The organism is Rhodococcus erythropolis NBRC 15567, assembly GCF_001552595.1.
Lineage (GTDB): Bacteria > Actinomycetota > Actinomycetes > Mycobacteriales > Mycobacteriaceae > Rhodococcus_F > Rhodococcus_F erythropolis.
Genome location: NZ_BCRM01000025.1, coordinates 104,021 through 113,253, shown reverse-complemented (window position 1 = coordinate 113,253; position 9,233 = coordinate 104,021). Strand labels below are relative to the sequence as shown.

The window sequence follows — 9,233 nt, the reverse complement described above, 5'->3', positions numbered from 1 at the left end:
TTCCAGCGGTCGGGGGATAGTCGTTGCTTCGCGAACCAGGCCGCGGACGGCGTCGTGGTCGGTGAGGAGGTTGTCGAACTCGACCAGAAGGGCGTCGTACGTCGGGATGACGCTGACGATGCCGTCGGCACCGAGATCGAATCGTGCGGCGATCGATCGGACAGTGTTCCAGTTCTGCTCGGCGGTCCCGCCGCTGACATTGACGCGAACGGCGGCGTCACCACAGTCGGCGACGTAGGTCTTCACGCGGAACACCCGACATCACGGGCCCGCCGTGACGCCACGACCTGGGCCAGCGGCGCAATGGTGACACCGGCGGCCTCGAGCGCGGCGCGAATCGCTTTCGCATTCGCGACGGCACCGGGGTTGTCACCGTGCACGAGGACCGTGTCGGCGACAACCGGGATCAACGTGCCGTCCACAGCTTCGACGACTTCCTCGACCACCATCCGAACGGTCCGTTCGACCAGAACGTCGACATCGTGAATCACTGCTCCCGGCTCGCTGCGGGCCACGAGAGTTCCGTCGGAGTTGTATGCGCGATCCGCGATTCCGACGATGCCGACGCACAATCCGCGGGCAGTCGCCTCGTCGGCCAACGCCCCGTCCTGGGCGAGCACGATCAACGACGGATCGAAGGCCGTGACCGCATCGACGACGGCGCGGGCGTAATCCTGGCGTACGGCAACAAGATTCCCGAGCTTGCCGTGGGGAGCGATGTGCGACAACGACGTTCCGTTCGCGACTGCAAAGGCATGAAGGGCGCCGAGTTGGAACAGCACGTCGGTTCGGACCTCGTTCTCGCTGAGATCCATCGCGCGACGGCCGAATCCGGCGAGGTCCGGAAAACTCGGATGCGCGCCGATTCCGATACCGCGGGATACGCACCCCCGAACGGTCGCGTCCATGGTTCGTGGATCGCCTGCATGGAATCCACAAGCGATGTTGGCCGAAGTCAGCGTGTCGAGCAGAGCATCGTCGGCGCCCATGGTCCACGTGCCGAATCCTTCGCCGAGATCGGCGACAAGATCGATGCTGGTTGCCATTTCGGTCCTTCCGGTTCGTTTACTTGTTCGTACGGGCGCCGTTGCCCGTGGTTGGTCCGACTGTCGAAGTTCTGTGTGTCGACTTCGGTGTTTCTGGGACGCTACTCAGGAACACCAAAGGGTTGTTAATACCGTTTCGCGTTGGGGTGATCGGAATTCGATATGTCCGTTGAGCTGGTAGTTTGCACAGCATGGACACGAGAAGGCTCTACTCGTTCGTACGAATTGTCGATGCCGGCAGCATCACCCGAGCCGCCGACATCCTGCACATCGCACAACCCGCCCTGAGCCAACAGATGACATCGCTGGAAACGCAGTTCGGTCAGCAACTCCTGATCCGCAGCAAACAGGGTGTCGAACCGACCGATGCGGGGCATGCACTCTATCGGCATGCTCAGGTGATTCTGCGTCAGGTGGAGAGTGCTCAGGCCGAGGTGTCCGTGGTCGGACGGGCGCTGGCGGGTGGCGTCTCCGTCGGCCTCGCCCCGTACAGCACCGCGACGGCAATTGCGTTGCCGCTCTTGGCCCGTGTGCGCGAGCAGCATCCGAATATCTTGTTGCACATCAACGAGAACTTCGGTGGTGTGCTCAGCGAAGCGATGATGACCGGTCGCATGGATCTGGCGTTGTTGTACGACGCCGGCCCGATCAAGGGTGTGACATTCGAGCGCTTGCTCACCGAGGAGTTGGTGGTGGTCGCGCCGTTCGGTACCGGACTGGCAGGCGAATCGGGATCCGACATCTCCCTGTCCGAGATCGCCGAACTGCCGCTATTGCTTCCGGGTCGGATGCACACCATCCGCAAGGTGGTGGAGCAGGCTTTCGACCGCGCAGAGCAGCAACCGAACGTCGTGGCCGAAGTGGAATCGGTGATGACTCTGTCCGAGGCCGTACGCACCGGATTGGGTGCGACGGTCCTGCCGTGGTCGGTGGCCCGCAGGGTCATGGACGTCGAAGCCCTCGAGCTACGACGCATCGAGCCGGGCATCGAAGTGCATGTCTCCCTTGGCACCCCGGCCAATCAGCCCCTCTCCAAACCGGCCGAGGCGGTGCGCGATGTTCTGCGCACCGTCGTGGCCGACTATGTGAAGGGAACCAACGCGAGCGGTCAGTAGCCCGCCGACGGATCGATCACAGCGGTGAGGTCGTCACCTGCGGCGAACCGGGCCACGTTGGTTGCAACGTGATCTGCCAGGACGCGGGTGAGCGTCGTAGCCGGGTTGGCGACGTGTGGAGTGATGATCGCGTTGGGCAGCTTCCACAACCGATGCCCGTCCGGCAACGGCTCGGGATCGGTGACGTCCAGTGCCGCCCCGCCGATCGAACCGGCTTCGAGGGCGTCGACCAATGCGTCCGTGTCGACGAGGGTGCCACGCGCGATGTTCACGATCCAGCTCGACTCCGACATCTGGTCCAGTTCGGCCTTGCCGACCAGATGCCGCGTCGCGGATGTCGACGGTGCTGCAATCACGAAGTGATCAGCCTTGGACCAGATTTCGCCGGTGCGATCGGCTGAGAGCGTTTCGGAAGCGCCTTCGACGGGGGTCCCGGAGCGGGTGATCGCGATGACCTTGACTTTGGACGCGGCGAGGTACGGGATCAACGCACGGCCGATTCCGCCGCAACCGATGATCGCCACTGTCGAGCCCTGCAAAGTGCCCACCCGCGGGTCGAACTCTTCCTTGCGCCACGACTGCGCTGCCAATTGTTCGGGGAGAGAGCGAACTCCGGCGAGGAGAAGCATCATCGTATGTTCGGCAACATTGCCCGCGTACGCTCCGGCAGCAGACGTCCAGACCCGCTTGTCGTCGATCACCCCGGCGTCGAACCAGGGCTCGATCCCGGCGAACGGCAACTGCACCCAGCGAACCGAATCGGGTAGCGCCGACGGGAACGTCTCCGGCCCCTGTACCCACACGACGCCCTCGGCTTCTGCCAGTGGAACGAGAACTCCACCGGCTCGGCGTATTCCGTCGGCGACGTGAGGATCCTCGACGGGACCGAGGTGGATGCGAGGGGCGCTGGCGTCTGTCATGTGGGTGCTTTCTGTTCGAGTAGCGGACGATCTAACAGCGGACAATCAGACGACGGCCGTCATTCCGCCGTCGACGTAGAGGATCTGACCGTTGACGAAATCCGAAGCCGGGGATGCCAAGAACAGTAGCGACCCGATCAGCTCCTCGGTACGGCCCCAGCGTCCGGCGGGTGTCCGCTTGGCGAGCCACGCGGTGAACTCCGGATCGTTGACCAGCGCAGAGGTCAGTTCGGTGTCGAAGTATCCCGGTGCGATCGCGTTGATCTGCAAACCGAAGGGTGCCCAGTCGGCGCACATTCCGCGAGTGAGCATTTTGAGCCCGCCCTTACTGGCCGCGTACGGTGCGATTCCCGCTCGGCCGAGCTCGCTCTGCACCGAGCAGATATTGACGATCTTCCCGTGTCCGCGCTCGACCATGGCTCGGGCGAATTCACGTCCGACGTAGAACGCACTGGTCAGGTTGGTGTCCATGACACGCCGGAAGTCGTCGTCGCCGAACTCGAGAAGCGGGGCACGGTGCTGCACGCCGGTGTTGTTGACAACGATCTCGACCGGGCCGACCTCCGCCTCGATGCGTGTCGCCGCATCCCGGACGGCAGCCGAATCGGTGACGTCGAAAGCGAATGCGTGCACCGTTGCACCGGTCGCGTCGGCGATGCGTCGACGCTCGGCTTCGAGCACGTCGACATTTCGGCTGTTGAGCACCACTACCGCACCCGCCTCGGCGAGACCAGTAGCGAGGGCCGAGCCGATGCCTCGGCTCGAACCCGTCACCAGCGCGACCTTCCCGGAAATGTCGAACGGGCCGGGGCTTGCGGTGCTACTCACGCTGTGACGCTCCTCTGAGATGTATGGATGTAGTCGACTGCCTCGCCCACCAGTGTGCTCGGTTTGGATACGACATTCAGCGTGATGCCGCGCTCGTCGTCCGTAAGCGGTTCGAGAGCCTCGAACTGGGAGATGAGCAGACTCTCCGGCATGAAGTGCCCGGCGCGGGAACGCATACGTGCGGAGATAGTCTCGAATTCACCGTCCAGGTGGACGAACTGCACGTCAAGACCGTCCGGGCGCAACCGGTCCCGATAGTCCTTCCGCAGAGCCGAACAGGCAACGACGCCTGTTCGTCCCGCATCGGCACGCCCGGACAACCAGGCCGCGATCGCGTCGAGCCACGGCACGCGATCTTCGTCGGTCAACGGTGTCCCCGAACGCATCTTGGCGACATTGGACTCGGGATGGAGATCGTCACCGTCGACGAAGTCTGCTCCGAGAGACGTGGCGAGACCTACTGCCACGGTGCTCTTTCCCGCACCGGCCACACCCATCACAACTACCTGCACGGTCATGCTTCGACCATGCCCGACTACCGGAGGCCAGACAATACTCGAGCGATACCGGTTCGCGAGGGTGCCATAGCGGAACGATCTATTGGTTAAGTTCTAAGTCGAATGGGACTGCCCGACGGTGTCGGTGGTAGACGGTAATTTCACGACGGCATGGCCAGATACGTGAACGAATCAAACCGGCGGGGGCAATCGAACAATGAACAGCAATCAGTTCTCTCTCCTACTGCTGACTACGGTGATCGGCGCCCTTGTGGGCGCATACAACATCCACGTCACGAAGCGAACAGAAACGCAGAAAGAAAATCTCGCGTGGGAGATCGCGATAAAGCAAGAAAAGAACGCCTCCAGAGATTTCCTGAAGTCCAAAAGACAAGAATCTTACGGGATCTACTGGGCGGCTCGATCGAATTGGATTGCAGCATATTCGGCTTACTCCTGGATCGGACAGGTGTGTCGCGCCAATCCCGCACCTCAAAATAGCCAGCTATTCTACGCCAACCAAGGTATCCTGAACGACGCTACAAACCAACTTCGAAGCTCCAGCCTTAAAGCCATGATCGTCGGATCAGGGGCCATCGCACGCTATCTCGAGAACGAACTCGACATAGTAAACGGAGTTGTCATTGCCCTTTCTTCGGCTGCCCAGCCAGGTAGCGATGTGACCGTGGTGGACGAGATGTACGGATCTAGCTTTTCCCGACTTGGCGAGATGACTCTTCACTCAGACGATTTCGTTACCTTAGCCAGACGCGACCTCGATGCGACTGAAGTCTGACCAAACCACGCTCAGCCGTTCGCCTTTGCGATCGAATCCTTGCCTTCGGCCGCTCCGCCCTCGATGGTGTCGTGCTGGATGGGAACGAACTTCTTCTTCGGCAGCAGGAACAGCCACGTCGCGAAGACGAACGGGCCCGTTCCGGCCGGCAGGCTGATCGGAGCGAACGCAGACACCAGCGTGCCGTGGATGACAACAGTGACCAACACTCCGAAGACGGTGTAGACGAACACACGCCACGACGGGTTGTAGAACACCGATCCCAGAGCAATTGCCGTCAGCACCGAACTGAGCCCGTAGAGACCATTCCCGATGTCGACGGTGTTGGCACCCAGCGCCAGTACCGAACCCATCGCTATCGCGGAACCGATGAGCGCGAACAACGCCGCCCAACGCGACGCGACCAGCAGCGCGATCACGAAGATAATACCGGTGACAGTGTTGTTGATCAGAAAGATCTGGGAGACGTTGCGAAACAGCGTGTCCCACAGGAAGTTGAAAGTGATGTCGGCATGAACCGACGAGTCCCCGATGTGCTGGGGAAACTGGCCGGCGCTGAGGTCCGACGTTTCGATCCGCAGGAACTGGAACGCCGCGAGGAGGAAAAACCAGTTGACGAGGTTGAACGGAAAGGTCAGCGCCGGTACGCCCCAGGTCTTGAAGACATTGGCGACAGCCAGGAACGCGATGGTCGACGCGGCAGCTCCCACCACGAGGTAGATCCACAGCATCACGCCACCGGCAAGGAACGTCGGAAAGGCAGCTCCCACAAGAATTCCGTTGTATCCGTACAGGCCGATACGCATCGAATCGTCGTCGGAGTGCAGCATCATGCCGGTGACGGTGGATACCACCAGACCCACAACGGCACCGATCGCGACGGTGATCGTGTCCGCGGCTATCGCTCCCCAGAAGATACCGACCAGAAACAGCAGGCCCGTCAGCGCATTGCCCTGGAACATCACCTGCCCGGAGCCTTTGAGATTGGTGTCGATGAATCTGAGCACGACGTTCTTGTCCGCGACGTCGTCCCAGGGTTTGGTGATGGTGGTCATCGCACGTCCCTCGATCCATATCCGACGATCCGCGTCATCCCCAGAGCGGGACGGGCGGAATGGTGGTGTGCAGAACTGCCTTTCGCACCAGAGCCCAGAAATCACGAACCTTCGCCTTGACGGGTTCGCTCTCCGGACCGAGGACTTTGAAGATGAGACCGGCGTCGTTCGGTAGCCGACTCGCTCCGGAAACGACCTTGCCGTCACGGCCCGGAACTACCTCTTCGAGAATCGCGTCGGCGTGCTCCTTCGGCGTCAACAAGATGACATTGCCGAACACGTCGTGGTCACCCATGATTCCGCCGTATCGCACGGGGAAGCGTGCCGGTTCGATCACCAACTTCTCGGTGAAGAGGTTCTTCCCGTCCGGACGCTCCGCCTTGATCATTGTGGAGTACAGGTCGTAGACGAACATCTCTCCGCCGTCGTGGTACTTGCGACCCGGCATCACGATCTCCGAGAACAACAGCGTTGCAGTCGGATCCACCGTGATGTCGGTGCGCGCGTAGTACCTCGCGTTGCGGTGTGGGATCGTCACCCCCGGCATCAGTTCGAGATACGAATTCTCCGCGAGCACCACTTTCTGGAGTTGCGACGCGTGATTCGCATCCATCCGGTGAACCTTGGTGGCCGACTGAGTGGTCACGTGCGCGAGAGAACCCGGCTCCATCTCGATGGTCAGGAACAGTCGATCACCTTGCAACACACTGCCGGACGTCGAGATCATGTAGACGCACGGCATGGTCGGCAACGCTTCGTCCCAGTACAGCGCCTGCTGAACGAGCAACGGTGTCTTGCGGTACATGTCCCGCAGAATCGTCTTGTCGCCACGGTCGACAAATCGCATCTCGAGAACGCCGGTCTTCCCGACCTTGCCGGCCGGAGCCTGCTTCGGCTGGTCCTGGTACTGGTCGAGTTCCGGGATGGTCGGGATCGGACCCGGGAGCGCCCGCGATGCTCCCGGGGCGGGCGGTGCGCTCACGGTGCGCTCGCTCCCACTTCCTCTTCGTCGAAGAGGACTCCGTGCACGATGAGGTCCACCACTTCCTTGATGCCTTCCCCGGTCATGCAATTGGTGAAGACGAACGGCTTGTCTCCCCGCATTCCCTTGGAGTCGCGATCCATGACTCCGAGATCGGCGTTGACGTACGGTGCGAGATCGGTCTTGTTGATGACCAGGATGTCGGACTGCGAGATTCCCGGACCGTTCTTACGCGGAATCTTGTCGCCTGCGGCCACATCGATGACGTAGATGAAGAAGTCGACGAGAGCCGGACTGAATGTCAGTGTGAGGTTGTCGCCACCACTTTCGATGAAGACCACGTCAGTGTCAGGGAACGTCTTCTCCATGTCCTCGACGGCCGCGAGGTTCATACTCGGGTCTTCGCGAACGGCGGTGTGCGGACAGGCCCCCGTCTCGACGCCGACGATGCGTTCCTCCACGAGAACACCTTTGAGAGCCTTGCGCACATGCTTGGCATCTTCGGTGGTGACCACGTCGTTGGTGATGATCAGAACGCTGGTGCCCCGCTTGATGAACTCCGGCGTGATCGCCTCGATGAGTGCGGTCTTACCCGAACCCACGGGTCCGCCGATTCCGATGCGCGTTGTCTTCTTCATCGTTCTCCTTCTAGTTCATGAACATTCGGACGTGCGCCTTGACGTGAACCGCAGCCAGAATGTCGATCATCGGGGCGAAATTGGACATGTCGTCGAGTCCGTAATCACGCACTGCGGCGTACTCACGGCCGGCGCTCTGATTGACCTCGAACAGAATCTCCTGTGTCGCAAGGTGATCTACTCGGACGATGCGAAGGGCAGCGCCGAGCAACGTCATCGCGACACCGTACTGATTGACCGTGAAAGCGTCCTCCTCCGGAGAACCCATCTCCGCGAAAGCAATTCCGAGGCCGACGGGGTAGGTACCCGGCGTCTCCCCCGATGCGATCGCGGCCAACCACTTGTTGAACAGGGTCTCACCGGCCAAGCGCCCGCCGAGTTCGGCCAACTTCTTACCCATCCGGGTACTCATCGTGCGTGCTTCTTCGTTGAGCTTGCGTTCGATCACTGCATGATCAGCGGCGAGGATCGCCGAGAAGTCACCGGCGGTCGCGCCCCGGTGCGCCGCGAGTACGGCGATACCGTCGCACGTCGCACCCTGATGGGTGGCCGAGAGCACAAACTCCCGCAGCGACGGACCGCCCGTGACAATTCCTTGCGCCACGGCCGATTCCAAACCGTTGGAGAACGAGAAGGAACCGACCGGGAACATGGAATCGGAAAATTGCATCATCCGCATCGCGCGGTTGATGCTGAGCCCGGATCCCTCAGACGAGAGGGTCATGGGTATGCCCCTCGCCCTCACGCGCGGCCGCACCGAACAAACGGCGTGCCTCGTGTGGAGCGATGTAGGGAATGACCTCGGCGCCCGGGATGAAGGTGTACTCGATGCCCTCGAAAGCATGTGTCCGCATCACCGAGCCCATGACCGCCTTGTCGACGGTCAACGGAACGTAGACCTTCATTCCCTTCACCACCGCAGGCCAGTGCTGGTTACCCACGGCATGTCCCAACTCCAAGCACGTCTGAATCATCTTCTCGGGCGTCACGTCGACCAGTGCGCTCAGGTCGATCTCCAACACGTCCTTGAGGTTGATCCTCGCCACGACGACGGTGTTCGCCGGCTCGTCCCACAGCAGAATGTCGCCGTCCTGCAACTGAATACCCCGATCGAGCGAGACGGCCAATTCACGGCCACCGATCGTGGTGCGTCGTAACCGACTCTTCTGCGCTTCCCACTGATCGAGCGACAAGACGTCGACTACCGCATTGTCGAGTCGACCGGCCCACTCCTCGTCGGTCTCCTTCCCGAGCAGCGCGTCGACTCGCGTCGGCTTTCCGCTCGGCGCGGTCATCTCGCCGTGCGTGTGTGGCGTCGCATCGGCGCCGTGCGTGTGTGTGATTGTTCCCGACACA

At 61.5% G+C, this 9,233-nt stretch carries 12 protein-coding genes; 2 read left to right on the top strand and 10 right to left on the bottom strand.

Translation table 11 applies throughout. From position 1 onward, the window contains the following. Window positions 1-246, bottom strand: a 246-nt coding sequence (locus RE4_RS25175; RefSeq protein ID WP_255246889.1) for a carboxyltransferase domain-containing protein, incomplete at its 3' end; no start/stop codon positions are given. Beyond that, window positions 243-1,046 carry a LamB/YcsF family protein gene (locus RE4_RS25170; protein WP_020905839.1) on the bottom strand — a complete coding sequence of 268 codons (804 nt, stop codon included), beginning with the start codon at window positions 1,044-1,046 and terminating at the stop codon, window positions 243-245. The genes RE4_RS25170 and RE4_RS25175, both read right to left, overlap by 4 nt. Window positions 1,047-1,237: 191 nt before the next feature. Here RE4_RS25170 and nac point away from each other — a divergent pair, with 191 nt between their 5' ends. Next, entirely contained in the window at window positions 1,238-2,161 is a 924-nt protein-coding gene (gene nac / locus RE4_RS25165) for a nitrogen assimilation transcriptional regulator NAC (protein ID WP_047888770.1), read from the top strand. On the opposite strand, the gene RE4_RS25160 is transcribed toward nac, so the two are convergent. Genes RE4_RS25160 through RE4_RS25150 form a run of 3 tightly spaced genes read right to left on the bottom strand, consistent with a single transcriptional unit; the run spans window position 2,155 to window position 4,427 of the window. Beyond that, window positions 2,155-3,081 carry a D-isomer specific 2-hydroxyacid dehydrogenase family protein gene (locus RE4_RS25160; RefSeq protein ID WP_042950370.1) on the bottom strand — a complete coding sequence of 309 codons (927 nt, stop codon included), beginning with the start codon at window positions 3,079-3,081 and terminating at the stop codon, window positions 2,155-2,157. The two genes, nac and RE4_RS25160, sit on opposite strands and share 7 nt — an antisense overlap. Window positions 3,082-3,126: 45 nt before the next feature. Continuing rightward, window positions 3,127-3,909 (bottom strand): SDR family oxidoreductase, encoded by a 783-nt coding sequence (locus RE4_RS25155; RefSeq protein ID WP_020905836.1) that lies wholly within the window; start codon window positions 3,907-3,909, stop codon window positions 3,127-3,129. Next, window positions 3,906-4,427, bottom strand: a complete 522-nt coding sequence (locus RE4_RS25150) for a gluconokinase (RefSeq protein WP_020905835.1) — start codon at window positions 4,425-4,427, stop codon at window positions 3,906-3,908. The genes RE4_RS25155 and RE4_RS25150 overlap by 4 nt, the downstream gene beginning before the upstream one ends. Before the next feature lie 196 nt (window positions 4,428-4,623). On the opposite strand from RE4_RS25150, the gene RE4_RS25145 reads away from it, so the two are divergent. Then, complete coding sequence (locus RE4_RS25145; protein ID WP_024488167.1) at window positions 4,624-5,202, top strand: hypothetical protein; 579 nt, start codon at window positions 4,624-4,626, stop codon at window positions 5,200-5,202. Window positions 5,203-5,213: 11 nt separating this feature from the next. Here RE4_RS25145 and yut read toward each other — a convergent pair whose 3' ends face one another. From yut to RE4_RS25120, 5 genes are read right to left on the bottom strand one after another with little or no spacing between them, the layout of a single operon-like run. Beyond that, a complete protein-coding gene (gene yut, locus RE4_RS25140) occupies window positions 5,214-6,257 on the bottom strand; it encodes an urea transporter (RefSeq protein ID WP_060939557.1) in 1,044 nt (347 codons plus the stop codon). Window positions 6,258-6,291: 34 nt separating this feature from the next. After that, window positions 6,292-7,239, bottom strand: a complete 948-nt coding sequence (locus tag RE4_RS25135; protein WP_060939556.1) for an urease accessory protein UreD — start codon at window positions 7,237-7,239, stop codon at window positions 6,292-6,294. After that, entirely contained in the window at window positions 7,236-7,877 is a 642-nt protein-coding gene (gene ureG / locus RE4_RS25130) for an urease accessory protein UreG (RefSeq protein ID WP_007731713.1), read from the bottom strand. Before ureG ends, RE4_RS25135 begins: the two co-directional genes overlap by 4 nt. A 10-nt stretch (window positions 7,878-7,887) precedes the next feature. Next, complete coding sequence (locus RE4_RS25125) at window positions 7,888-8,601, bottom strand: urease accessory protein UreF (RefSeq protein WP_060939555.1); 714 nt, start codon at window positions 8,599-8,601, stop codon at window positions 7,888-7,890. Then, a complete protein-coding gene (locus RE4_RS25120; protein WP_007731715.1) occupies window positions 8,585-9,232 on the bottom strand; it encodes an urease accessory protein UreE in 648 nt (215 codons plus the stop codon). Before RE4_RS25120 ends, RE4_RS25125 begins: the two co-directional genes overlap by 17 nt. Window position 9,233 lies beyond the last annotated feature (1 nt).

Bases quoted from the DNA above. Each gene is read 5' to 3' on its own strand.
- RE4_RS25170 (WP_020905839.1), bottom strand. From the start codon at position 1,046: ATGGCAACCAGCATCGATCTTGTCGCCGATCTCGGCGAAGGATTCGGC.
- RE4_RS25160 (WP_042950370.1), bottom strand. From the start codon at position 3,081: ATGACAGACGCCAGCGCCCCTCGCATCCACCTCGGTCCCGTCGAGGAT.
- RE4_RS25145 (WP_024488167.1), top strand. From the start codon at position 4,624: ATGAACAGCAATCAGTTCTCTCTCCTACTGCTGACTACGGTGATCGGC.
- yut (WP_060939557.1), bottom strand. From the start codon at position 6,257: ATGACCACCATCACCAAACCCTGGGACGACGTCGCGGACAAGAACGTC.
- nac (WP_047888770.1), top strand. From the start codon at position 1,238: ATGGACACGAGAAGGCTCTACTCGTTCGTACGAATTGTCGATGCCGGC.
- ureG (WP_007731713.1), bottom strand. From the start codon at position 7,877: ATGAAGAAGACAACGCGCATCGGAATCGGCGGACCCGTGGGTTCGGGT.
- RE4_RS25125 (WP_060939555.1), bottom strand. From the start codon at position 8,601: ATGACCCTCTCGTCTGAGGGATCCGGGCTCAGCATCAACCGCGCGATG.
- RE4_RS25150 (WP_020905835.1), bottom strand. From the start codon at position 4,427: ATGACCGTGCAGGTAGTTGTGATGGGTGTGGCCGGTGCGGGAAAGAGC.